At 45.2% G+C, this 23,384-nt stretch carries 25 protein-coding genes; 2 read left to right on the top strand and 23 right to left on the bottom strand.

The genetic code is table 11. From position 1 onward, the window contains the following. Positions 1 to 11 precede the first annotated feature (11 nt). From ACYQ2L_RS08870 to ACYQ2L_RS08850, 5 genes are all read right to left on the bottom strand, one after another. The gene (locus tag ACYQ2L_RS08870) at positions 12 to 1,367 is read right to left on the bottom strand and encodes a sigma-54-dependent transcriptional regulator (RefSeq protein WP_460054629.1); all 1,356 of its coding nucleotides are present in this window, start codon (positions 1,365 to 1,367) and stop codon (positions 12 to 14) included. Next, a complete protein-coding gene (locus tag ACYQ2L_RS08865; RefSeq protein WP_460054042.1) occupies positions 1,367 to 2,539 on the bottom strand; it encodes a two-component system sensor histidine kinase NtrB in 1,173 nt (390 codons plus the stop codon). The genes ACYQ2L_RS08870 and ACYQ2L_RS08865 overlap by 1 nt, the downstream gene beginning before the upstream one ends. A 75-nt stretch (positions 2,540 to 2,614) precedes the next feature. After that, the gene (locus tag ACYQ2L_RS08860) at positions 2,615 to 3,871 is read right to left on the bottom strand and encodes a hypothetical protein (RefSeq protein WP_460054036.1); all 1,257 of its coding nucleotides are present in this window, start codon (positions 3,869 to 3,871) and stop codon (positions 2,615 to 2,617) included. A gap of 3 nt (positions 3,872 to 3,874) precedes the next feature. Then, positions 3,875 to 4,345: a CvpA family protein gene (locus ACYQ2L_RS08855; protein WP_460054031.1), complete on the bottom strand. Its 471-nt coding sequence runs from the start codon at positions 4,343 to 4,345 to the stop codon at positions 3,875 to 3,877. Continuing rightward, on the bottom strand, positions 4,336 to 5,439 hold the full coding sequence (locus ACYQ2L_RS08850) for a UDP-N-acetylglucosamine--N-acetylmuramyl-(pentapeptide) pyrophosphoryl-undecaprenol N-acetylglucosamine transferase (protein WP_460054028.1): 1,104 nt from the start codon (positions 5,437 to 5,439) through the stop codon (positions 4,336 to 4,338). The genes ACYQ2L_RS08855 and ACYQ2L_RS08850 overlap by 10 nt, the downstream gene beginning before the upstream one ends. A gap of 61 nt (positions 5,440 to 5,500) precedes the next feature. Between ACYQ2L_RS08850 and ACYQ2L_RS08845 the strand changes: the two genes are divergently transcribed. Further along, a complete protein-coding gene (locus ACYQ2L_RS08845; protein WP_460054024.1) occupies positions 5,501 to 6,328 on the top strand; it encodes a DUF6675 family protein in 828 nt (275 codons plus the stop codon). Here the strand turns inward: ACYQ2L_RS08845 and ACYQ2L_RS08840 are convergent. The 6 genes from ACYQ2L_RS08840 to rnhA are packed head-to-tail and all read right to left on the bottom strand — an operon-like array spanning position 6,287 to position 13,654. Then, positions 6,287 to 7,861 carry a DUF445 family protein gene (locus ACYQ2L_RS08840; protein WP_460054022.1) on the bottom strand — a complete coding sequence of 525 codons (1,575 nt, stop codon included), beginning with the start codon at positions 7,859 to 7,861 and terminating at the stop codon, positions 6,287 to 6,289. The two genes, ACYQ2L_RS08845 and ACYQ2L_RS08840, sit on opposite strands and share 42 nt — an antisense overlap. Positions 7,862 to 7,865: 4 nt before the next feature. Further along, a complete protein-coding gene (locus tag ACYQ2L_RS08835; protein WP_460054020.1) occupies positions 7,866 to 8,264 on the bottom strand; it encodes a hypothetical protein in 399 nt (132 codons plus the stop codon). 9 nt (positions 8,265 to 8,273) lie between these two features. Continuing rightward, positions 8,274 to 10,259 (bottom strand): excinuclease ABC subunit UvrB, encoded by a 1,986-nt coding sequence (gene uvrB / locus ACYQ2L_RS08830; RefSeq protein WP_460054018.1) that lies wholly within the window; start codon positions 10,257 to 10,259, stop codon positions 8,274 to 8,276. A gap of 3 nt (positions 10,260 to 10,262) precedes the next feature. Next, positions 10,263 to 11,528 carry a S1C family serine protease gene (locus ACYQ2L_RS08825; RefSeq protein ID WP_460054014.1) on the bottom strand — a complete coding sequence of 422 codons (1,266 nt, stop codon included), beginning with the start codon at positions 11,526 to 11,528 and terminating at the stop codon, positions 10,263 to 10,265. 58 nt (positions 11,529 to 11,586) lie between these two features. Beyond that, positions 11,587 to 13,161, bottom strand: coding sequence for a YifB family Mg chelatase-like AAA ATPase (locus ACYQ2L_RS08820; protein ID WP_460054011.1), 1,575 nt, complete (start codon positions 13,159 to 13,161; stop codon positions 11,587 to 11,589). A 43-nt stretch (positions 13,162 to 13,204) separates the two neighbouring features. After that, positions 13,205 to 13,654 carry a ribonuclease HI gene (rnhA, locus tag ACYQ2L_RS08815; protein ID WP_460054007.1) on the bottom strand — a complete coding sequence of 150 codons (450 nt, stop codon included), beginning with the start codon at positions 13,652 to 13,654 and terminating at the stop codon, positions 13,205 to 13,207. Between the two features lie 91 nt (positions 13,655 to 13,745). On the opposite strand from rnhA, the gene ACYQ2L_RS08810 reads away from it, so the two are divergent. Beyond that, positions 13,746 to 14,402: a restriction endonuclease subunit S domain-containing protein gene (locus ACYQ2L_RS08810; protein ID WP_460054004.1), complete on the top strand. Its 657-nt coding sequence runs from the start codon at positions 13,746 to 13,748 to the stop codon at positions 14,400 to 14,402. Here the strand turns inward: ACYQ2L_RS08810 and ACYQ2L_RS08805 are convergent. From ACYQ2L_RS08805 to rpsH, 12 genes are all read right to left on the bottom strand, one after another. Next, entirely contained in the window at positions 14,377 to 17,070 is a 2,694-nt protein-coding gene (locus tag ACYQ2L_RS08805) for a hypothetical protein (protein ID WP_460054000.1), read from the bottom strand. The genes ACYQ2L_RS08810 and ACYQ2L_RS08805 overlap by 26 nt on opposite strands. Positions 17,071 to 17,169: 99 nt before the next feature. After that, positions 17,170 to 17,685: a 50S ribosomal protein L17 gene (rplQ, locus tag ACYQ2L_RS08800; RefSeq protein WP_460053998.1), complete on the bottom strand. Its 516-nt coding sequence runs from the start codon at positions 17,683 to 17,685 to the stop codon at positions 17,170 to 17,172. Beyond that, positions 17,675 to 18,736 (bottom strand): DNA-directed RNA polymerase subunit alpha, encoded by a 1,062-nt coding sequence (locus tag ACYQ2L_RS08795; protein WP_460053996.1) that lies wholly within the window; start codon positions 18,734 to 18,736, stop codon positions 17,675 to 17,677. The genes rplQ and ACYQ2L_RS08795 overlap by 11 nt, the downstream gene beginning before the upstream one ends. Before the next feature lie 39 nt (positions 18,737 to 18,775). Continuing rightward, positions 18,776 to 19,168, bottom strand: a complete 393-nt coding sequence (gene rpsK / locus ACYQ2L_RS08790; RefSeq protein WP_487247725.1) for a 30S ribosomal protein S11 — start codon at positions 19,166 to 19,168, stop codon at positions 18,776 to 18,778. A gap of 25 nt (positions 19,169 to 19,193) precedes the next feature. Continuing rightward, entirely contained in the window at positions 19,194 to 19,559 is a 366-nt protein-coding gene (rpsM, locus tag ACYQ2L_RS08785) for a 30S ribosomal protein S13 (protein ID WP_460053992.1), read from the bottom strand. 19 nt (positions 19,560 to 19,578) lie between these two features. Beyond that, positions 19,579 to 20,901: a preprotein translocase subunit SecY gene (gene secY, locus ACYQ2L_RS08780; RefSeq protein WP_460053989.1), complete on the bottom strand. Its 1,323-nt coding sequence runs from the start codon at positions 20,899 to 20,901 to the stop codon at positions 19,579 to 19,581. 5 nt (positions 20,902 to 20,906) lie between these two features. After that, a complete protein-coding gene (gene rplO, locus ACYQ2L_RS08775) occupies positions 20,907 to 21,353 on the bottom strand; it encodes a 50S ribosomal protein L15 (protein WP_460053986.1) in 447 nt (148 codons plus the stop codon). Beyond that, positions 21,353 to 21,550 (bottom strand): 50S ribosomal protein L30, encoded by a 198-nt coding sequence (gene rpmD, locus ACYQ2L_RS08770; RefSeq protein WP_460053984.1) that lies wholly within the window; start codon positions 21,548 to 21,550, stop codon positions 21,353 to 21,355. Before rpmD ends, rplO begins: the two co-directional genes overlap by 1 nt. Before the next feature lie 3 nt (positions 21,551 to 21,553). After that, entirely contained in the window at positions 21,554 to 22,042 is a 489-nt protein-coding gene (gene rpsE, locus ACYQ2L_RS08765; protein WP_460053980.1) for a 30S ribosomal protein S5, read from the bottom strand. Between the two features lie 9 nt (positions 22,043 to 22,051). Beyond that, the gene (gene rplR, locus ACYQ2L_RS08760) at positions 22,052 to 22,411 is read right to left on the bottom strand and encodes a 50S ribosomal protein L18 (protein ID WP_460053978.1); all 360 of its coding nucleotides are present in this window, start codon (positions 22,409 to 22,411) and stop codon (positions 22,052 to 22,054) included. A gap of 12 nt (positions 22,412 to 22,423) precedes the next feature. Continuing rightward, on the bottom strand, positions 22,424 to 22,963 hold the full coding sequence (gene rplF, locus ACYQ2L_RS08755) for a 50S ribosomal protein L6 (protein WP_460053976.1): 540 nt from the start codon (positions 22,961 to 22,963) through the stop codon (positions 22,424 to 22,426). A 15-nt stretch (positions 22,964 to 22,978) separates the two neighbouring features. After that, positions 22,979 to 23,377, bottom strand: coding sequence for a 30S ribosomal protein S8 (gene rpsH, locus ACYQ2L_RS08750; protein ID WP_460053974.1), 399 nt, complete (start codon positions 23,375 to 23,377; stop codon positions 22,979 to 22,981). Positions 23,378 to 23,384: the final 7 nt, after the last annotated feature.

The following is a 23,384-nucleotide window of genomic DNA, read 5'->3' as shown; positions in this document are numbered from 1 at the left end:
TTGAGCCGTCCCTACATTCCATCTTCTATGCCATACTCGGTGATCTTTCTATGCAAAGTCTTCCGTCCAATACCAAGTACCTCAGCAGTTCTGCTCTTGTTCCCCTTGTAGGCAAGGAGTGTTGCCTCAATCAGGCGTCGCTCTCCCTCCATCATACTGGAGCCTAGTGGAATCCTGATCATATCAGAATCGTCATTCTCGGTAATTGACGGCGGAAGATCATCTGACTTGATGATTGTTCCCTTACACATAACCACAGCACTTTCTATGGAATTTCTGAGTTCGCGGATATTTCCAGGCCAGCTGTATCTATACAACAAGGACCGTGCCCTCGGATCGATCCCTTCAACCTTCTTACCATTCTCATCTGAAAATTCCTGTATAAACGCAGATATGAGCAGAGGAATATCTTCCTTTCGTTCACGGAGGGGTGGTATGTGCAGATTAACAACATTCAACCGATAGAATAGATCTTCACGGAAATTGCCATCCTCTATTTCTTTTTTCAGATCTCGATTGGTGGCTGTTATTATACGGACATCAACCTCAATCGTGTCTTCACCACCGACGCGTTCAAAAGTTTTTTCCTGGAGGACCCGAAGAATCTTTATCTGTACTGCCTGATTTATCTCTCCGATCTCATCCAGGAAAATGGTACCTCCGTTTGCCAGCTCGAAACGACCACGCTTCCTACCGGCAGCCCCGGTAAAGGCCCCCTTCTCATGTCCAAAGAGCTCACTCTCAAGAAGAGACTCAGATAATGCAGCACAGTGCACACGGATCATCGGCTTGTCCTTGCGGGGTGAGGAAGCATGAATTGCATTGGCAATTAGTTCCTTTCCAACGCCGCTCTCACCGGTCACCAGAACCGAAGCCCTTGTTGGTGCTACCTGCTGGACTATGTCAAAAACCTTTCGCATCAGCGGGCTTTTTCCGATAATATCCTGAAATCCACGCTGCTTCTCAAGTTCCTCCTGCATCGCCCGGTGCTGAAGACTCAGCTCACGGCTGCTCAGTGCCCGCTTTACAAGCAGATACAGACGATCCAGATTGACCGGTTTTGTGACGAAGTCATATGCACCTTCATGCATAGACTGAACTGCTGTTTCTATCGTGCCATGCCCAGTCAGAATAATGACTGGAATGCTGGGGCTGTTCTGCACAACGTACTGCAGAAGCTCGTGCCCGGACATCTCCGGCATTCTGAGGTCACTGATAACCAGATCAACAACATCGCGCTGTATAATTTCAACAGCTTCCTTGCCATTAGCCGCTGTCAGGGGCAAGTAGCCTTCCATTTTCAATGCAGTAGCCAATCCATCCCGGATATTCTTTTCATCATCAACTATCAGAACATTAAATTTCATCACTCATTTTCCCCTTTCCATGATAGCAGACGAGGGCTATCTTGAGGAACTGGAAAAAGAATAGTAAAACAGCTTCCCTCTCCGGGCTCAGATCTGACAGAAATCTCGGCATTATGCTCGCGGACTATTTTATATACCAAGGTAAGCCCCAGACCTGAACCAAAATCCCTGGTTGTAAAATATGGTTCAAAAATCCTGTTCTGGACCTCATGGCTCATTCCTACTCCATTATCTGTTATATTCAACAATACCTCATCCGAGCTGTGTTCTACAGAAACCCGTAAACTACCTCCATTGGGCATCGCAGCAATTGCATTTTTCACAATGTTCAGTACAGCCTGTTTAATGTACCGTTCATCAATCTGGAGCTCGGGAATTTCATCAGGAATATCTTCTATAAGCTCAATTCGATTCTGCTGAAGCTCATAGCGTACAAACTGCAACATTTCATGCACTACAACTCCGAGGTTCGAAAGCCCTGGCTGGATATCCATAGGCCGGACTGCAAACAGAAAATCAACCACTATCTTATTCAAGCGTTCAACTTCTTCATTAACAACAGATACGTACTGGAGAAGAGGTTTGTCCTTATCCGCTCCGATCTCCCGAACAGATTTTTCTATAAGCTGCATATGGATGCCGATGGAACCCAGGGGATTCTTGATTTCATGCGCGACTCCAGCAGCAAGCGTTGTGAGAGAGGCGAGGCTTTCGAAACGTCTTAAACGGGCTTCACGGCGTTTACGGTCACTGATGTCCTCAACAGCAATAATGCTTCCTTCAATTTTACCTTTCTGAACGAGAGGAACAACTGAGCAATCAAGTGTTCTGAGTGTCCCTGAATCATCAACAGTGAACTCCTGATTCTGGACAGTATCCTGGTCCAGAAGGGTCTGTTGTACAAAAGCACCAATGTGCCTGTCTCTGAACACCTCCCAGACCGGAAGCTCTGAAGCAGCATCATTCAGCACTGAGGCAACCAGACGCTCGGCTGGTTTATTAATAAAAATAACCCTGTTTTCTGTATCTGCGACAAGGACCCCTTCATTCATGCTGTCCAGAACAAGTTCTAGCTTTTCATTTTCACGTGCGAGCATGTTAACCAGATCATGTATCTGCTCTGAGGTGAGTTTCGGCAGTATTTTCAAGGCTCGTTGTACAAATCTACGCATAGTGCTCCCTATCAAAAAGATCCGGAAACAAGTCCTGCGTTTCCCGACCTCAAACTAATTCGTTTCGAGGGCTTACTATGCAGGGGCATTCCCTCGAAACCATAAACTCTCAAAGACCTGGGCTGCATTCATGTTCAATTCATCGATCTCATATACCGCCTTATCGATATCACCGAGAACTGCCCGGAACCGGACTATCAAGGAAGCATCTGGCACCTGCCTGGAATCAAGTGCGGCAGCAAAGAGTTCATGAAGTGCTTCTACCATCAATCTGAGAAGCTGTAGACCAGCAGTACGCTGATCCGCCCCAGAGGTGGAAGATATTCCCGGAAGATCTTCCTCAGGAATACCATTACTTTTTCCATCATAACCTAACAGATGTTGAGCCCACCGCGTTGCAGCAGCCGCAGCTTCCCCAACCGCCGGGTCCAGTGTCTGACGAAAAAAGCGTAGCAACGGGGACCCGAAACCATTAAGTCCCTCGATTTCATTCGAATCGTACCTGAATACTCTTTGAAGTACGGTGGACTCCAGCTCGGCATTCCTCCTTTGGAGCTGAATAACTCTCAAACGGCTCAATATCGTGGGCAGTATTGCAGTCCGTTTTGAGGTTGTCAAAATGTAATATACTCCCTGTGGCGGTTCCTCCAGAGTCTTTAACAGCAAGTTTCTCTGACTGTCATTTAATGATTCAACATGTTCTAAGATAATAACCTTCGGACCCGATCGGGAAGAGATATGTGTCCAGAAATTCATTCTGCGTATTGAATCGGCGTTAAGAAGATCTTTTGGCGTTTTTTCGAGTATAGCGAGGGTCTTCTTGAACAGATTCTCAATGTGCCTGTCCAGCTTGACCTGAGATAAATCCTTATCCGGTTCCGCCGTCGGAAAAATATAATCCACCAGCTCGACAGCAGATTCAATTGAAGTCATTGCTGCAGAAAGCCGCTTTTCTTCCCCTTCCCAGAGGACAGGATTAAAACGGCACAACAGCTTTCTGACTGCCCGGCCGAATAAATATCGTGTAGCGATACTTGTTTTCGCCTGAACGGTATTTTTACATGCAGCAAGCTCTTCGGTAAAATTCCTGTTCCCCATCAACAGCATATGAGGATGCTCCAGCCTACGGTGCTGATTACATGAAGAGCAGGAACAGTTCCAGTCGGCTTTTCCGTTCTCACAGCAGAGACTGCGCGCAATCTCAAGGGCGATCGTAAGCTTACCGCTGTAACGCCCCCCTGAAATCAACACTGCCTGAGGTAGAGTATCATTCTGAATCAGTTTCTTTAAATGCGCACTCTGCTCTGTGTGTCCAATAATATTCTCAAACATAATTTACCTGCTTATTATTTCCATATACGGAATCAGCGGCATCAGCAATTCTGAATACAGACTTCTGTTCAGTACAGCATCCATTCGAACAAAAGGCTGAATCTGCATCAGTAGAATCAAACCGAAAACAACCAGCAACCCCTCAATAAAGCCAAAAAACAAACCGAGAGCATGATCAAGCGGGTTCAGATGAATTCTTTCTATCAATGCATTGAGCAGGCTCTCCGTAAGCTTTACCACCAGATAAAGCACCAGAAATATGCCGAGAAATGCAATAATGTGATTCCAGACGGAAGGTCCCAGAATCTGATCCAGCCACACGGATACTATGCCTGCAAAAAGAACAGCCCCAGCGACCCCGAGTACAAGAGCGGCAACAGCCATGAATTCATGCACAAAACCGCGAAAGCCAGCACGGAGAACAAAAATAATCACTATCAGGGTAAAAATAATATCTATTGGATTCATTTGCATATCAGCTCCCTGCATATCTCGGTCAGTTTATATGTCCCGGAATCAGCCTCAAATGTACTGCATGCTGCTCTCATTCCCTCGATCATCTCAGGATTATCCAGAATTCCTACAAGACTTTGTAGCAGCCCATTACCGTTTCTATCTTCATCTGCCAGGATTTTCACCATGCCTGCGTCCTCAAAAAGCCTGGCATTCCGAATTTGATCTCCGCGAGTTCCCACCTGAAGCGGTAATATAATGCCTGGTGTTTGACTCGCCGCAAGCTCCCACAAAGAATTTGCCCCCGCCCTGCTGATAGACAGGGAAGCAGCAGCCAGGACATGAGGGTACAGATCAGTTAGAAAAGCGGCTGGATAATACCTGTCTGCATGCTCTGGATGCCTGGCAAGATAGTCCTGGCCAGGTTGAAAACCACCAGCACCTGTCTGATGTACAATTACACAATGCTGCAGCAGTTCCGGCAGAATACTTATAAGCATCAGATTGATTTCCTCGGCACCTTGACTTCCCCCCTGCACAAAGACCAGAGGCATATTCCGGTCTATGCCAAGCACTTTGTATAATTCATCTGCATTACCAGTATATATCTCACTTCGAATCGGATTACCGGTTACCCGTAAACGAACATCTGAAATACGCGGGAAATATGCAAGGCTTTCCTTGTATGGAAGACATATGCGATCTGCTATCTTGCTGTTCAACCTTGTTGCAAGCCCGGGATCAAGATCAGAATCGTGTGTCACTACCGGAATCCCAAGCAGTTTAGCAGCATAAACCGGTGGTACCGAGACAAATCCGCCTTTAGAAAACAAGAGGGCTGGCTTGTACTTCATAAAGAACCAAAGACTCGCGAAAAATGCGAAAAATACCTTGAAAAGATCCAGCCCGTTCTGGAATGAGAAATACCTTCTCAGCTTTCCGGCAGGGATATTTTTAAATGGGTAACCCCATCGCTGGACAATATCAAATTCAATTCCCTTCGAGGATCCAAGCCAGATTATGTCAAAATCAACCTTAAGTGATTCTGCAACTGCCAGTCCCGGAAAAACATGCCCGCCTGTCCCGCCGCCGGTGAATACAATCCGTTTTCTCATAGCCTACCTTGCAAACCTTTATTCTCTGTGCGAGACTCACTTTAGCATGCTGTCCAGACTTATGACAACGAATCAACAGAAGAACATACGGCGTCTACTCATCAGTATTCTCCTGGTCCTCATGTTCCAGGTGAGCATTACTCAACTTTCTGCCAGTACACTACATAAAGCAACTTTGCCTGCTTTCTTTAATTACCTGTCCCTATCGTTCCAGCAATTATTGGAGGATAGCGGCTATATAATGCTGTTCGGTGAAAGCCAGAAATCATTAAAACCCCCGGGTATCGGGATCCCTGAGTATTCAGGTCTGCACAGACGTGAAGTTTACATAGAATCGCTGCACTTTTTCCCGCATACGGATCATGACATACAGAACCTTTCCAGAGAACTGTACAGTATCCTGACCGATGTTGAGTCGATGAAAGGGATAGAGTATTACTCAGCCAGCAGAGAGAGCATGAGAGTGCTGTTTACCCAATCCTATTTTATCCGCTCGCCACAGAATCCAGAGCGTTTCAAGCCGGAAACTGATAGCATACTTCCTCCCAGTCAAAACTTCTGGTTATTCCAGCAGGACCAGACATTCGGAAAAAACATCTATTCCATGAATCTTTCTCATAGTAACGGGACGATACATATGCAGATGCAGAACAACAGCAATGTTAATTATGGAATATTTCCTGCAATCCGCGAGCAGAATATGACTATACATATGACAGTTCATGTGCTGGATGAAGGCATCGCAATCTTCAGCAGTATCCGTGCTCTGCCGGTTATTTCCCTCGGACTGGAATCCAGAATACGATCAAGCATGGAAAACAGACTGGTAGCGATTACAAACTGGTTTCTACATAAACTGCAGGAGTACAACCTGCCCGGCTCCGATTAATGCCCCGAGAAATGCACCAAAAATATTGATATATTTCAGATGTTTCTGCATTACCATAAGCAGCAATTGCTCAACCTGAAGCATATCCAGGCTATTCACCTTGTTTTTGACAAGAGACTGAAAATCAACACTATCAACCAGATCAGGTAATCTGTTCTCCATAATGCGGTAGAATGATTCCGTAACGTATTCATCGATCATTCGTTTCTGTCCCGCACTGATCAATTCACGGCGGGCATCTACATTCTGAGTGAATCGCTTGATAAGCCAGGTTTTCCATTGTGCAAGTCTATGCTGAACCCGCTCTCTCCTCTCCTTCTCAGACTCGAAATCAAGTCCCAGATATGATTCCAGTTTCCTCTTGAGCAAGGATGAAATCATTTCAGGATCAACAGATAAATAATGATGCAGCACATCAGAAACATGCAGATCTGCAATGGAAGCCGATAACTGTGCAACAATCTGCCCGATTCCTTCCCGTATATCTATACTGCTTGTCCCCGAGAAAAAATTCTTCAGCCATGTATCTATCGCACGTGGAAAATTTACGGCAAGCTTCTTTTCGAGCTCAACAGGCGAGCATGAAATGCATTCCTCTATTAATATTCGCGCTTCCAGAAGAATCAATCTCCGTGTTTCAGGCAGCGCAATACTATATTCAAGTTGTTGAATTAAATCCCGCACAATGCTTGGCATTTGTTCATCCAGATTCCGATCATATTGGCCTGCAGAAACAAAGAAGCGCTGAAACGATCCCAGACGTTTCAATATACGCTGCAGGAGCACACGCCCCCGGGAAGAGAGTTCCTGCTGAATTTCTTCCTTCTTGAGCCAGGTAAGAATACGGCTCCATACCGGATCATACTGATCATCAAGAATCTGAATTATATCATCCGTAAATTCTCCAGGAATAAAGTCCCTGACTGGCCGATCAACTTTCCGCAGATTTTTCAGAATTTTTTTCAATCCCCGGCGGAAGAAAGCCTGGGAATCGCGTTTAGACAGGTAGCTCCTCACAAACTCCTGAAGGACTTCCGGTGACTGCCGCGGCATCAATGATCCAATTCTGAGGTCCATAGCCGCAGCACTCATCTGACGGCTGAAGAAAGACAGTAGTTCGGAAAAAGCCGGGGACAGCAGCAGATCTTCAATCAATTTTCCAGGAAGATCACTACTTCTGTCGGATCTTGATTCAGCTGAATCATTCAGGATTCTCTCCTGGATATTAAAAACAGAACCAGTGATTCTTGACACATAGCCATTTATGGCAATTCGCATTTCCGGCTGCTGCAGATGACCAAGCAAGGATTCCGGGGTAAGCAGGGTCTGCCCTACCATTCTGGCTATGCTCTCCGCCAGCCGCTCCCGCTGTCGAGGGATAATACCGGGGGTAAACGGTACTCTGAGTTTTCCTATATGGTACGCCCGCAAGGGGCGGAATAACATCCGAATAGCGACCGCATTCGTGAGATACCCGATTACAGCACCTGCAGCCGGCGGAATCAGCATCAATAACACATTTGAATATGTCATGCCATCACTCCACAGCCAGAAAGCGAGCGTATAGTTCGGCTTCAGGAAAACTGGCAAATCCGGAGAAGCTGGAATCAAAAACCCATGCCTCACGGATATCATTTCCGACCTCAATCAGAATCCTGAACCAGAACCCACGAATACCCTGAACTACTGCAGGGACCACCTGACGTTCACTGACTTCGAATACTTCTCCATAGCGTAAGAGCGCAGAAACACCAGCATCAAGTCCTGCAGACTCCCTGGCAGCAGCATATTCCTCTGTGATCACAATATAATTCACATGCCTTGGTTCTGGCGCTGTCGGCGCCGGCTGCAGGCTGATACTTCGACTACATGATCCGAGCCCGAGAGTGACTATAAGTACAAGAACTAACTGAGCTGCTAATGAAATCTTTTTCACAGCTGCATACTATCCCATAGCAGAGATCTTTTCAATTTCATCCCTCACAGTCGCAGCTTCCTCAAATTCAAGATTTTTGGCATGCTCGAGCATTAATTTTTCCAGTTCACGGACAAGCTTTTTTCTTTCTTTGGGATTCATAACATTATAACCACGGACAACAATATCAAGGTTAATCTTTTCATCCTTACGCTTCTGTTCTGTACGGCGGATCAAAATCTCCTGAATTGACTTCCGGATAGTCTGAGGTGTAATGCCGTGTTCCTTGTTATATGCAATCTGGATATTCCGCCGTCTGTCAGTTTCATCGATCGCTTCACGCATGGCATCACTCATCTTGTCCGCATACATTATTACCTTGCCATTTACATTACGTGCAGCCCTACCAATGGTCTGAATCAGACTCGTAGCGCTTCGAAGAAAGCCGATTTTATCTGCATCCAGAATAGCGATCAACGATACCTCAGGTAAATCCAGACCTTCTCTCAAAAGATTAATACCTACCAGCACATCGTAACTCCCGGTACGGAGGGCTGTAAGAATTTCAACCCTCTCTACAGTTTCAACCTCCGAGTGCAGATACTGAACCTTTAATCCCATGTTTCTGAAGTATTCACTGAGATCCTCAGCCATCTTTTTAGTCAGCGTAGTCACGAGTGTACGCTCATCCGCTGCAATCCGCTTCTGGATTTCACTGTAGAGATCTTCTATCTGCCCCTCGGTCCGGCGGACTTCAACCACTGGATCTACCAGTCCTGTCGGTCGGATTACCTGCTCAACCAGAGATGAGGATTTTCCAATCTCAAATTCTCTCGGTGTTGCTGTTACAAAAACAGTTCTATATGCAAGCGACTCGAATTCCTCATAGTACAAAGGCCGGTTATCCAGAGCGGAAGGGAGTCTGAATCCAAATTCAACCAGGGACTGTTTACGGGACCTGTCGCCAGCATACATACCACCTATCTGAGGTACAGTAACATGAGACTCATCTATGAAGGTAATGTACTTATCCGGGAAATAGTCAAGCAGAACTGCCGGGCGTTCACCGCTGGTACGTTTGCTCAAATGCCGCGAATAGTTCTCAATGCCGCTGCAGTAGCCCATTTCCTCCATCATTTCAATGTCATACTCTGTCCGTGCCTTGAGCCGCTGTGCCTCAACAATACGCCCCTTCTCCTCCAGATCCTTCAGTCGTTCTGCCAGCTCCTCCCGAATACCATCGATGGCAGGCAGCATTTCGGACTCCGGCATCACAAAGTGCTTGGCGGGGTACACAAAGGCTGTTTCCCGGGTTTCCACAACATTACCTGTCAACGGATTTATCTCCTTGATGGCAGATACAATATCAAAATCCATCTCGATTCGATATGCATGTTCAAGATAAGCCGGAAATATTTCGAGGGTGTCTCCCCGCAATCTAAAACTCCCTCGGCCCAGTACCGCATCATTCCGATCGTATTGCAGAGAAATCAGTTTCCTGCGGATCTGGATCAGATCCAGTTCCTGTCCAACATCAAAGCGCATTCTCATTGTTCTGTAATCCTGCGGACTTCCCAAGCCGTAAATGCAGGAAACGGTTGCAATGACAATGACATCGGGTCGCTCAAACAGGTTGGTTGTAGCCGCAAGTCTCAGACGATCGATTTCTTCATTTATCGAGGAATCCTTCTCTATATACAGGTCTTTTGCGGAAACATATGCTTCCGGCTGATAATAGTCGTAATAGCTGACGAAGTATTCGACTGCATTATCAGGAAAAAAGTCAGTAAACTCCCGATACAGCTGAGCGGCTAATGTTTTATTATGTGATATTATAAGACTCGGCAGCTGAGTTGCTTCGATGACCTTGGCCATGGTAAAAGTTTTTCCGCTGCCGGTCACACCTTTGAGTGTCTGAAAAGACTGTCCAGACTGAATACCTGCAACAAGTGAAGATATCGCCTTACCCTGATCACCTGCAGGAGAAAAATTCGATGCTACCTTAAATGGTGGCATATATCAGCTCCATTGTACTTCCTTTGGACGTTCAATTAATTCTACACTTGTCTGCTGCCGGCGTCCATTGCGCAAGTATACAATCTCAACCCTATCTCCGGGAACAGAGTCTTCAAGGGCTTCATACAGATTTGAAAGAGACGTGATCGGTACCCTATTAACTTCAATTATTATATCACCACCTAAACGAATAACCGAGTTACCATACCTCACTGCCTGCGATGGATTACCGCCCCTGAGCCCGGCTTTTTCAGCTAAACCGCCTTCGATAACACGATTAACAAGTAACCCCTGCTCGACAGGCAATCCTGCATAGCGGACAAGCTGAGGAAAAATCTGAACCGGAACAATATCTATCCAACCGCGGCGAACCTGACCGAAATCAATCAGATCAGGAACTACCCTGCGGGCAGTATTTACAGGAACAGCAAAACCAATACCGACAGACCCTCCGCTCTGCGAGTAAATAGCCGTATTGACGCCAATCATGTTACCTCTGGAATCCAGAAGAGGCCCTCCTGAGTTTCCCGGGTTAATACTGGCATCTGTCTGAATCATATCTCTTATTACAAGATTACCTCGTGCCCGTATCGGCCTTCCCAGCCCGGAAATGATACCAACAGTAAGGGTTCTATCCAGTGCAAAAGGATTGCCTATGGCAAGTGCCCGTTGTCCGACTCTGAGATTATCACTTGATCCGAGCGGTATTACCGAAAATTCCCTTCCAGAAGGATCGAATTTTATTACTGCAAGATCATTTTCAGGATCGCTGCCTATTACCTCTCCTTCGATCTGATCGCCATTAGCAAGAGTAATATTCACCCGGAAAGCATTTTCCACGACATGATGATTGGTAAGGATATATCCACGATCATCTATAATGGAGCCAGAACCAGAAGAGCCCTCCCGCGGAACCGGCTCAAGAAACCAGTTATATCCGAGTATCTCTGTTGTAATGTTAACGACACCTTGATTACGAGCTTCGTATATCTGAATATTCTGACGTTCATCCGGCAGAAAATCAGCACCTGACTCAATCGGCTGCAGCTCGACAGGACGAACCGAGGAATTATACTCAAGAGGTCTTCTGTCTGCATTCCTGGCGCTTTGCTGCGCATCTGCGGTCGTTGAGTCAGCAGCCTCTGATAGTCCGTTTTCTACAGAACTCCTGCCTATGAAAAATGAGACCGGTAACAGCAGCAGAACAAACAGCAATACCGCTACAACCTTCCATTTATAATCCGGGAATCTGCTCGAGTAATAATACATATATATTAATATACGTCGAAGAAATCCACTGATCAAGCACGGCCATATTTCAGCTGAATCAGTTCATTACCCCCGCCCTGTCAACACAGGCCCATGGAGTCCCTCCATCAGCAATCTTTCTGTATTCCAGTGATTCAAGAATATGCTCATCATTTACCTTTGGCTCACCCTTAAGGTCTGCAATTGTTCTTGCAATCTGCAGCACATGCAGAGCACCCCGGAATGACATTCCCGCACTCAATGCCATCCGTGACGCAAAAGAAGCAGCTTTCTCGGTTACAGCATTGCAAGCGAGCAGCTCAGCCAGTGAAAGCCGCCCATTATATGAGGCCGAAGTATCCTCATCCAGAACTCTGCTGCGTTCTAACTGCATCTGTCTGGCTGTCAGCACACTATGCTGCATTGCACTGCGAGAAGCTACTACCTGCCTTTCGCCTGGCACACAAATACAGCGCAAGGCAATTCTATCCAGAACAGCTCCTCCGAACTTCCTCCAGTAGCGGCTGATATCACCTGGTGAACAGGCACATGCAGTCCCCGGTTTACTGAAGCCTCCACAGGGACATAGATTGGCAGTAATACAGACCACGGCGCGAGCTGGATAATCAGCATGTAAATTAGCACGAACAAGTCTGATTCTGCCCGATTCAAGCGGTTCACGCAGTGCCTGAAGAACATTTCTGTCAAATTCAGCGACCTCGTCAAGAATAAGTAGACCATTATGAGCTAAAGAGAACTCTCCTGGACACAGATTTTTCCCCCCACCTACCAAGCCTTCGGTCGATGCACTCTGATGAGGCATTCTCACAGGAGCTGTTTTAATCAATGAATAATCTGCCTCAAGCAATGAAGCAAGACTCCAGATGCGTGCAGTCTCTATCATTTCCTGATGTCCGAGTGAGGGCAACAGACGGCCCAACTGAATCGCAGACATCGTCTTTCCGGTTCCCGGCGGCCCGAAGAAACCACAGTGATGGGCTCCAGCAGCAGCCAGCTCCATAATCCTCAGGGTTCTGGCTGTACCATAAATCAGCCTGTCCTTAACTGATGTCGGGCGGCAATCCTCAATAAGCCCATGTGACTGTAAAAAGAATTGATCAGTGTTACCAGGTAGATCGACACCATTCAAAGAAGATGCAAGAGCATGCCAGGCCTCAGTCAGGTTTTCGACACATGATATACCCCGCCCTCCACATAACGCCGCCTCAGCCCGGTTCATCTCCGGTATGAAAGCCTGGTCTGCGCTTGCACTTCTGCCTTCATGTATTGCAGCCAGGACTCCTGGAACCCCGATCACCTGCCCATGCAAGGTGAGCTCACCAAGGGCAACCGATGCAGGAGGCTTAAGATCAAAATCAGCAGCTATTATTGCCAGTGCTATTGCAAGATCCAGGCCAGCAGCCGCCTTTGGTAAATCAGCAGGACCAAGACTAACAAGTATTTTTTTCTGAACAACCGCAAACCCCGAGTTGGACAAGGCTATCCTGACTCTTTCACGGGCTTCTCTCACTGCACCTTCCGGCAAGCCAATAATATGCAGACCCGGTATACCATAGCGTATATCTACATCCAGCCTTACCAATGAACCTTTATACCCATTGGGTACGTATCCGAAAATATTGCTTGTACTCACATAAACTAGTACAGCACTAATGTTCAGAATCCTTGAATATGCGTCATGTTTTCATCGAATTAATGGCATCCTGAACAAGACTATCACACATTTCATTGTAATGATCTCCAGCATGTCCCTTGACCCAGGCCCATTCTACATTTACAGAATTGGTGAGCTCAAGCAATTGTTGCCAGAGTTCCTTGTTTTTTACCGGTGATTTTTGACTTGTTTTCCAGCCATTCCTTATCCATGTATGGATCCATTGGGTAATTCCATTTTTCACATACTGGGAATCAGTAACGATCAATGCCGGTTTCGCCGGAAAATCCTTCTGTACGAGCTGAAGGGCCTTAATAACTGCGGTCAATTCCATTCTGTTATTGGTAGTCATGGACTCATAACCAGAAGAAGATAGTTCCTGATCAAGCTCAGTCAATACAAAAGCCCATCCGCCGGGACCGGGATTCCCATGACAACCCCCGTCTGTATATATTTTGATTTTATTAGACATTTTATCCTACCTCATTTCTTTATTATCCACTGTTGACGTTTATGATTTTGCAGGATAACATACAGTATATTTATTTACGGAGATGATACCTATGCAAACAGCGATTCTAACATCAAACACCATATCTATCCTGGAGCAAATTCAGACTACTGCAATTGCAAAAGCAGCGACATTATTGAGACCACCTCTTATTAAAGAAGAGACAGATGCCAAAATGCGCTCAACAGGAAAAGAATACTATGTAGCATCAATGACTGATTTTCCCAATACAGGTTATCTGTGTTCACTCGACCGCCAAATTACCATAGAAGAACAGCTTGATATAGCCTATAAATATGCAATACAGGCAAATGACGTTCTGATAAGTATAGTAGGGTCCATTGGTCATGTCGGGATAGTTCCCCCGGATTTCAAGGAGGCTGCAGTCCCCAGCAGCAATATATTGATAGTACGCCTTCATGAGAGCAGTCCTGAGAAGGCAATTCTGGCGGGTATGTTCTATAAATCCAGGCCTGGACAGGAAATACTACGGGACCTGACACATGGAAAAACGATTCCGCTGATTTCCAAAAAAGCCTTTGCTGCCACACCATTTCCTGAAGCAAACGAGCAAAATATTCAGGCGGCTATATCACTGTTTGACAAGGAAATACTCGCAGAACAGAAGTGCAGCCAACTACATAAAGACATTGAGAATGCCAGAGCTACTTTTCTTATACAATTTAACGAGCAATATCCACAGAACTAATTGCAGTACTACTGAAGGGGATTAATTCAATCCCCTTCTCCTGAAGACCTGCTCCAGGTTCCCAGGAATCGGAACTTGAACCGAACATAAAGAACCATGTTTCATTTCCAAACTCGGCAGGTATTGAGAGGATCTTCCGCAGTCCGGGGAATTTCCCGACCTCAGCATTAAACTGAAATACCTCATGTATATCTTCAATATTAAAAAGCAATAATGGATGGCGTTCTTCAAAAGCAATCAAGACATCTTCAGGCAAGCTGATATACGGTATATGAAGACCATTTACAGAGGTCTCCGGAACACCAAGCCCCCCTACTGCATGCAGCCTGTCACCCCTATCCTTGAATGCAATAATAACAGAGCAATCAATAACCCTGCTCATCACCATGAGGGTCTTGAATAACTCAACCTCATTATAATTCCCCTGAGAGAAGAACAGTTCCATATTCAGATTGCCACTCTCAAGAGACTGCCATATAGCCAGTTGTCTTTGGGCTGAGTTCCTGCTAAAAGCAGAATCCGGCTGAATAGATAAATCAGGCTCATTGCTCTGCAACACTTCAGTAATTAAAAGTGCAGCATCACTCAGATCTGTGGGCGCAGGCAAATCGTAAAGGTGAGGATCAATTGAAACAATGCCCTCGTGGTCATGGATTGAGGAAGTCTGAATACTAAGGACTGTGTAATCATACGCTGGCTCAACCTGCAGAAGATATCCGCCTGCATATTCATCAGGCAGACTTTCCGCTTGTTCAGATTTTGCTGATTTTTCCGTAGAAGCGCTATCTTCTCCAGCCGGAACCAGATCGAAGAATGCCGCATTGTCGACTGTTTCAAGAGTTGATATTTCTTCAACTTCTACATCAAGATCTCCCTCAAGCTGAGGAAGAAAGTCGTCAGGTTCATCTATACTAATGCTTGAAAAAACTGATTCAGATACCGAATCAAGGTTTGATACTCCATCAAGTTCGCGAACAGCCAGGGTCTCGACTTCTTCAAGCTCTTCTACTTCCTCGAGTGCTTCAATCTCTTCAAGCTCTTCTACTTCCTCGAGCGCTTCAACCTCTTCAAGCTCTTCTACTTTCTCGAGTGCTTCAACCTCTTCAAGCTCTTCTACTTCCTCGAGCGCTTCAACCTCTTCAAGCTCTTCTACTTCCTCGAGCGCTTCAACCTCTTCAAGCTCTTCTACTTCCTCGAGCGCCTCAACCTCTTCAAGCTCTTCTACTTCCTCGAGAGCTTCAACCTCTTCAAGCTCTTCTACTTCCTCGAGAGCTTCAACCTCTTCAAGCTCTTCTACTTCCTCGAGAGCTTCAACCTCTTCAAGCTCCTCGAAATCGTTTACAGCTGGAACGCTGGATTTCTCTAAAGAATCGGTACCGACTGATTTTTTCGATACAGCTGCCTTTTTCTGAATATCAGGGTGGCTCTGCATTTCCTGAAATCGTATAAGTACCTGCTCCACCGTGGATTCCAGCCTGGATAAATCAATCGAGCTCCCGCCTGACTTGCCAGATACCATACTATGTATTTCGTTCCAGCCCTCTGATATCATTGTATCAATATGATTCTCGATATCCTCTGGTAATTTACCCAATCCAGCTGTCAACCTGTTCCGCATCGTAGATCTGAAACGATGAAGCTCTCTCTCAATCAGTTGCGGAGACACATCATTCTTGGCGTCAATATATTGATGCAGGACCTCAATCTGTAAACGCTTCATTCGATCCCTTACTGTAATTACGGGATCTCTGCGTATATTGAGCATAAAGAACACAAAAAGAAATAAAGTCACAGATAAGGAAGAAGCCAACAGAAGCCTCATGGCATCATTAAGGAACAAGGAATCCCAGTCACGAAGAAGCAAAAACCTTGAACCGCCCACTTCATAGCTAATCACGGCAAGTATATTACCTGTTGCTTCATTCTTTATCTGGTCTATTTCAGATCCAGAGTAATCACGTAATGCTGCAACAAGGGACGCTCTCTCATTCGAAGAATTTAATAAAATGGTTTCTGAATCGATATACTCAGGGAACTCACGTAATTGCAATAAACCAAAATCACGAAGATATCGTTGAAAAAGCTCGGGACTGAAAGTCCAGACAGCATTTCCACGAAGCAAACCAAGATTATCATACTGAGGTATAACAAAAACTATTCTGTTACTTTGATTGTCTATATAGGAAAAAGTACTGCGATTCTGCTCTACCCTTCTATACTGCTGCAGTAAATCATCTCTTTGAAAAAGCTCATCATAGGTTATCCTGGTCGAATCACGTTGGATTATGTCATCATCTCTGCTGCTGAAATGCAACCTTTCATCTGACAAACCATAAACGCGAACGTAATCCAGCCCATTAAATTTTTCGTTTATACCTGCAATAGCAGAAAGCCTTCCCTGAACAGCAGCGGTAGACTGATTTACCTGAAAGATATTCCGAAATGATTCCAGTTCCTGAATACCTGATAATTCTTCATCGATCTGATCCCTGACCTGAAGATAAATTCTGGATGCATCCTGAAGTTCCCGTTCGAATGACTGGATAACGGTGTCCTGATAAAACCTCGCTTCAAACCAATCAAATCCCCCGCTATATGCTATAAAAATAAAAGCAGTGATGATGAGAAAAGTTAATGATATGCTTACAACACCTTTTTTACCAATCACGAAATGAGTAGACCTCTATATTACCTATCGACCAATTCAATTACAAATGTAATAAAAAAAAGCGCCCGGATGGGCGCTTTTCAAACAGAAAAAATAAAATCAGACTTCTGTGTCTTCAGTATTTTCGATATCTGTTGACTTATCTTCAGATGATTCCGCAACTACTGCTTCTTCACTTGCTGCTTCAACTTCTACTGCTGCTACTTTTGCAGCAGCAGGTTTTTTAGCCTTTGCTTTTTTTGAAGGCTTAGCAGGAAGTTCCTCACTTACAAGTTCCAGGATCACCATTTCAGCGGCATCACCAAACCTTGGGCCAAGTTTAAGCATTCTTGTGTATCCACCGGGGCGCTCAACAAAACGCGGGCCGATTTCAACAAAGAGCTTGTTCAGTACTTCTTTGTCCTTGATATCCCGGTTAATCATTCTCCGGTTATGAACACTATCAACTTTTGCCCTTGTGATCATCTTTTCAGCGGTTCTACGGATAGCACGCGCTTTCGCTTTGGTTGTTTTTATTTTCTCGTGTCGAAACAGGCTCGTAACCATGTTTCTATGCAAAGCCTTTCTGTGACTCGATGTTCGGCTAAGCGGGTTATAGTTTACTCTATGCCTCATCTTGTGTTTCCTTTCCTGCCTTCTGGTGGTATTTCAAGTTACCTTTAATAGTACTGTAATCGGTCATGCCTAAAGTCAGGTTCCACTCAGACAGTTTTTCCTTGATTTCCTGAAGGGATTTCTTACCGAAGTTCCTTGTTTTTGCAATGTCATCTTCTGATTTAGCAGTCAGATCACCGATTGTACGGATATCTGCATTTTTCAGACAATTTCCTGAGCGTACAGACAATTCCAGTTCTTCAACAGGAGTATTCAGAAAGTTCTCTAGCAAGCGGCTTTCTTCATCATCCTGTTCATCTGAAACAATCTGATCCTCATCAAAATTGATAAAAATACTCAAATGATCCTTGGCAATTTTAGCTGCTTCAGCAACTGCATTGTCAGGACGTATTGAACCATCGGTCCAAACCTCCAGAATCAGTCTATCATAATCAGTACGTTGACCAATTCTCATCTGCTCAACAGAATGCTTGACTCTTTTAATAGGTGTGAAAACCGTATCAAGTGGAATTGTTCCAACGACATCAATGAATTCTTCATGACTCTCTGAGGGTACAAAACCTCGTCCCATATCAATCTGAAGCTCAATATCGACCTGCCCCTCGGGCATCATGGTCATAATGTACAGATCAGGATTAGCCACAGAAACGTCAGTATCAACTTCAAGTGCCGCTGCTGTGTATTGTCCTTCACCCTTCAGGCTAACAAGGATTGTTTTAGAATCCATATCTTCGGGAAGCTGAAATCTTACCTGACGGAGATTATAAATGAAATCAGCTGTATCTTCCTTGACAGCAGGAATCGCCTCAAATTCATTAGACAGCACCTTGGCTGTTCCATCGACTCCATAAGAAGTAACCCGGATTGCCGAAATAGCGTATCCCTGAATTGATGAGAGCAATACACGCCGAATTGTATTGCCGATAGTATGTCCATAGCCTCTTTCGAAAGGATATGCGATGAATTTTCCGTAGTCAGGATTTACTTCAGAATGTTCAAACGTGATCCCTTTAGGTCGCTTGAAACCCTGCAATAAGTTCTTTCGTGCCATGTATGCTCCTCGTGCCTATCTATTACAGTCGCAGCAATATTAGACGCGTCGACTCTTACGTGGTCTACAACCATTATGAGGAATGGGAGTGATGTCCTTAATTGACCGAACACGCAAACCCAGTGAACCAAGTGAACGGATCGCGCTTTCACGCCCTACACCTGGTCCTTTCACGTACACGTGTACTTCCTGCAGGCCATAATCCATTGCCTTCTGTGCAGCAGTCTCTGCAGTGGTCTGTGCAGCATAGGGAGTAGATTTTTTCGCTCCCTTGAAACCGAGTGAGCCTGCGCTCGCCCAGCTTAGTGCATTTCCCATAACGTCAGTTACTGTTACGATCGTATTATTGAAAGTTGCCTGAATAAAGACATTCCCTTCATATACTGATTTCTTTTCTTTTTTCTTCCGAGTTACTTTTGCCAAGGATTTAATCCTCCGATTATTAGTTTAGGCGAAATTATTTCTTCTTACCAGCAACAGTTTTACGCTTACCTTTACGGGTACGAGCATTGGTCTGTGTCTGCTGTCCACGTACCGGCAACCCACGTCTGTGACGTAGTCCCCGATAACAGCCAATATCCATCAATCTTTTGATATTGAGAGATATCTCTGTTCTCAAACGTCCCTCAACCTTGAAGTCGTTTTCGATCACACTACGCAATTTGTTCAGGTCATCGGCTGAAACATCGTTCATTCTCTGCTGACTGTCTACTCCAGTCTTTTCACAGATCTGTGCAGCTGATGTGTTCCCGATTCCATAAATATAAGTCAAAGCTATTCTAACCGGCTTATTCGGTAAATCAATTCCTGCTATACGAGCCATCTAAAATATTCCTCCTGCGCTACAGGTTGCGCGATCTAATTCGACCTTTTTTTGTTAAGCCTTCATGGTGATGCATGGTTAAATGCCCCTCGATTTGAGACATAAGATCAAGGTCAACACCAACTAAAATCAGCAATGATGTACCACCCATCAGATAAGCAACTTCCATCGGGAAATTAAACAATGCCTGAACTATGGTGGGTATAATTGCTATAAAAGCAAGAAACAAAGCTCCAGGGAGAATAATTCTATTCAGGATCTTTGTAAAGTACTCTTCCATCTTCTCGGATCTGATACCGGGGACGGAACCACCATTCTCACGAATATTTTTTGCAATCTCAATCGGATTCAGGGTTACCTGGGTATAGAAATATGCAAAGAAAATAATCAGTAAGGTATAAGTGATCATGTAGGGAAAACCACCAGGACTCAGCCAGTTTGCGAAGTTTCCCAGCCACCTTACATTTGGACCGAGACTCTGTGCAATCTGCAGAGGAAATGTCAGTAATGCACTGGCAAATATAACCGGTATAACCCCAGATGGATTGATCTTGAACGGTATATAAGTGTTCTGAGCACCATACATTTTACGTCCGACGACACGCTTGGCATAATGAACGGGAATCTTTCGCTGTCCTCTTTGCTCATATATAACAAGTGATATAACCACGACGAACATTCCAAATACAAGCAGAATGAAAACTGGATTCAGATTGTCCATGCGTACAGCCTGTACCAGTTGCCATACAGCAGCCGGCATACGTGCAACAATACCTGCAAAGATAATGAGTGAAATACCGTTTCCGATACCCCGCTGCGTTATCTGCTCACCGATCCACATAAGGAATAAAGTACCAACACTTACTGTCAGCATTGCTGTCAATGAGTAGAGAGTACGATTCATTGTAATAGCATTTGGAATGCTGTCGGCATATACCGTAACAACAAATGACTGGATGATACAAACTACCACGGTGCCGTACCTGGTGTATTTCTGGATCTTCTTGCGTCCGCCGTCTTCCTCAGAAATCTTTTTCAGACTGGGAAAAACAATTACCATCAGCTGCATTATAATCTGCATCGATATGTATGGCATTATTCCCAACATAAAAATCGAGAAATTCGAGAAAGCTCCACCAGAGAAGAAGTCGAGATATCCCTCTACAGACATACCGCCACCGGCACGCTGCGCCATGAAATACGAGCGGAGCGCACCAGCATCGATACCAGGAATCGGAATTGCGGTACCTAGACGGAAGACTGAAAGCATGCCGACGGTAAACAGCAGTCTGTCCCTCAGATCTTTAATACGAAAAATGTCAACTAATGGATTTCGCGCCATAATACTTACTCTGTCTCGCTTGCTGTTACAACACCGCCAGCAGCTTCGATGGCTGCCTTGGCGCTTCCGCTGGTTGCGATTTCTACTGTGAGTTTCTTCTTGAGCTCACCCTTAAGCAGAATCTTTACCAGTTTTGTGTTCCTGCTAACAAGTCTTTTTTCAACGAGCGTAGAAAGATTGACGGTTTCGCCATCTTCATACGCCTTCTCAAGCTGACCAGTGTGAATAGGAAGACTGTATTTCTTGAATGGATAATTAGAAAAACCCCGTCGCGCAATACGACGATACAAGGGCATCTGTCCACCTTCGAAACCAGGTCTTACACCACCACCAGATCGTGCATTCTGCCCTTTATGACCTTTACCGGATGTCTTGCCATTTCCGGAGGCAGGGCCTCGTCCTTTAATCCTGCGGCGCTTTGTAGCGCCTACAGGTGCATGCAATTCAGCCATTATGAAAGCTCCTCAACGTTTACCATGAACGAAATCGAATCAATCATCCCCTGGATAGCGGGATTCAATTCGTGCTCAACAGTACTTCCAATCTTCTTCAAACCCAGTGATCGAACAGTTTTTCGATGCTGGGGCTTACGGCCGATTGTACTTCGAACAAGGGTAACCTTTACTTTTTTTGCAGTTTTCTTAGCCACGTGCTACCCCCAAAGTTCATGAACTTTTTTGCCGCGATTCTCGGCTACGGTTTTTGCATCCATCATATTTTCAAGTCCGTTAAAGACTGCTCGAACGATGTTAACCGGATTCTGACTTCCAAGTGATTTTGACAGAACGTCATTTACGCCGCCTACTTCCATTACAGCACGAACCGGACCACCGGCAATAACACCGGTACCAGGAGCGGCAGGCTTAATGAGTACTTTGGCACTTTTATACTGACCTTCGATCCAATGAGGAACGGTACTGCCTCTTAAAGGAATGGTTACCAGACCTTTTTTAGCGCGTTCAACACCTTTACGGATAGCTTCAGCAACATCGTTAGCTTTTCCGTATCCAAAACCGACCCTGCCATTCTTGTCGCCTACAACAACCAGGGCAGAAAAGGAGAATCTTCTACCGCCCTTAACAACCTTAGCGACACGATTGAGCTTGATCAACTTTTCTGTAAATTCTCTATCTTGCTCCATTAGTTCCCCCTACATCCGGATTCCGGCTTTGCGAGTTCCCTCAGCAAAGGCCTTAATGACGCCATGATAGAGATTTCCGTTCCGATCGAATACAGCTTCGGAAATCTTCAACTCCTTGAGTTTTGCACCAAGCTGCTCACCGAGCTTTTCAGCATCAGCAGTACGAGCACCCATGGCTGCGTTGTCCTTACTCATAGTAGAAACACTCGCAAGAGTCTTACCGGCAGCATCATCTATAACCTGAACATAAATGTTTTTGTTACTCTTGAATATGCTGATTCTGGGACGTGTTACAGTACCAGAAATCTTGCCGCGTACCCGAACTTTCCGTCGAGCTTTTCTTCTTTGCTTATCTTCAATGCGTTTCATGGTTCCTTCCTATTACTTCACGCCGGACTTACCGACCTTGCGGCGGATTGTCTCGGTTTCATACTTAACGCCCTTGCCCTTGTAAGGTTCAGGCGGACGGATGGAACGAATTTCAGCAGCAACTTGTCCGACTTTGGCTTTATCAATCCCTTTAACGAGAAGTTTAGCAGGGCCTTCGGCTACTACCTCAACACCGTCGCGTACAACATATTCAATGTAGTTTGAGTATCCGAGGTTAAGAGTAATAATATTGCCCTTTACCTCAGCACGATAACCAACACCGTTTATCTGCAAGCCGATAGTGTACCCATTGGTGACACCGACGATCATATTCTCAATAAGTCGTCGATACAAACCATGGAATGATTTCGCAGCTTTCGTTTCATCCATTCTAGTGACTGTACCAACACCATCTTCGATACTGATGGAAACCAGAGGATTATAATCCTGAGTTAACTCACCTTTGGGACCTTTAACTACGATATTTTTATCATTTACCGTTACTGTTACACCTGATGGCACAGTAAACGGCAGTCTACCTATACGTGACATAACTAAACCCCTTGCCTACCAGATTGAACAGATTAATTCGCCACCAACCTTCTTGTCCAAGGCTTTCTTACCGGTAGTGACACCGGTACTGGTGGAGACAATCAACGTACCGAAACCGTTGTATATACGAGGCATTTTTCTATAGCCGGTATACACACGCCGTCCGGGTGTCGATATCCTGTGAAGATCGTGGATAACAGGCTTCTGCTTTTCATCATACTTGAGGAAAATGCGGATAACATTGTCGTCATCCTGTGCAATCTTCTTGAAGTTCTTGATGTACCCTTCGTTCTTCATGATTTTAATGATCTCCATCTTTAACTTAGATGGAGTAACGTCTACATATTCGAATCGTGCCATACTGGCATTTCGAATTTTTGTCAGCATATCAGCGACTGGATCTGAAACACTCATATTCGCT

Source organism: Spirochaeta dissipatitropha (assembly GCF_054657935.1).
Note: the sequence above shows the minus strand (reverse complement) of the source record. Positions and strands in the feature narration are given on the sequence as shown.

Excerpts from the sequence above, each read along its gene's own strand:
- ACYQ2L_RS08845 (WP_460054024.1), top strand. The coding sequence starts at position 5,501 with ATGACAACGAATCAACAGAAGAACATACGGCGTCTACTCATCAGTATT.
- ACYQ2L_RS08795 (WP_460053996.1), bottom strand. The coding sequence starts at position 18,736 with ATGGCACGAAAGAACTTATTGCAGGGTTTCAAGCGACCTAAAGGGATC.
- ACYQ2L_RS08840 (WP_460054022.1), bottom strand. The coding sequence starts at position 7,861 with ATGACATATTCAAATGTGTTATTGATGCTGATTCCGCCGGCTGCAGGT.
- secY (WP_460053989.1), bottom strand. The coding sequence starts at position 20,901 with ATGGCGCGAAATCCATTAGTTGACATTTTTCGTATTAAAGATCTGAGG.
- rpsE (WP_460053980.1), bottom strand. The coding sequence starts at position 22,042 with ATGGAGCAAGATAGAGAATTTACAGAAAAGTTGATCAAGCTCAATCGT.
- ACYQ2L_RS08860 (WP_460054036.1), bottom strand. The coding sequence starts at position 3,871 with ATGTTTGAGAATATTATTGGACACACAGAGCAGAGTGCGCATTTAAAG.
- rnhA (WP_460054007.1), bottom strand. The coding sequence starts at position 13,654 with ATGTCTAATAAAATCAAAATATATACAGACGGGGGTTGTCATGGGAAT.
- uvrB (WP_460054018.1), bottom strand. The coding sequence starts at position 10,259 with ATGCCACCATTTAAGGTAGCATCGAATTTTTCTCCTGCAGGTGATCAG.
- ACYQ2L_RS08870 (WP_460054629.1), bottom strand. The coding sequence starts at position 1,367 with ATGAAATTTAATGTTCTGATAGTTGATGATGAAAAGAATATCCGGGAT.
- rpsM (WP_460053992.1), bottom strand. The coding sequence starts at position 19,559 with ATGGCTCGTATAGCAGGAATTGATTTACCGAATAAGCCGGTTAGAATA.
- ACYQ2L_RS08810 (WP_460054004.1), top strand. The coding sequence starts at position 13,746 with ATGCAAACAGCGATTCTAACATCAAACACCATATCTATCCTGGAGCAA.
- ACYQ2L_RS08825 (WP_460054014.1), bottom strand. The coding sequence starts at position 11,528 with ATGTATTATTACTCGAGCAGATTCCCGGATTATAAATGGAAGGTTGTA.
- ACYQ2L_RS08855 (WP_460054031.1), bottom strand. The coding sequence starts at position 4,345 with ATGCAAATGAATCCAATAGATATTATTTTTACCCTGATAGTGATTATT.
- ACYQ2L_RS08865 (WP_460054042.1), bottom strand. The coding sequence starts at position 2,539 with ATGCGTAGATTTGTACAACGAGCCTTGAAAATACTGCCGAAACTCACC.
- rplQ (WP_460053998.1), bottom strand. The coding sequence starts at position 17,685 with ATGAGGCATAGAGTAAACTATAACCCGCTTAGCCGAACATCGAGTCAC.
- rpsH (WP_460053974.1), bottom strand. The coding sequence starts at position 23,377 with ATGAGTGTTTCAGATCCAGTCGCTGATATGCTGACAAAAATTCGAAAT.
- rplR (WP_460053978.1), bottom strand. The coding sequence starts at position 22,411 with ATGAAACGCATTGAAGATAAGCAAAGAAGAAAAGCTCGACGGAAAGTT.
- rplF (WP_460053976.1), bottom strand. The coding sequence starts at position 22,963 with ATGTCACGTATAGGTAGACTGCCGTTTACTGTGCCATCAGGTGTAACA.
- rplO (WP_460053986.1), bottom strand. The coding sequence starts at position 21,353 with ATGGCTGAATTGCATGCACCTGTAGGCGCTACAAAGCGCCGCAGGATT.
- ACYQ2L_RS08850 (WP_460054028.1), bottom strand. The coding sequence starts at position 5,439 with ATGAGAAAACGGATTGTATTCACCGGCGGCGGGACAGGCGGGCATGTT.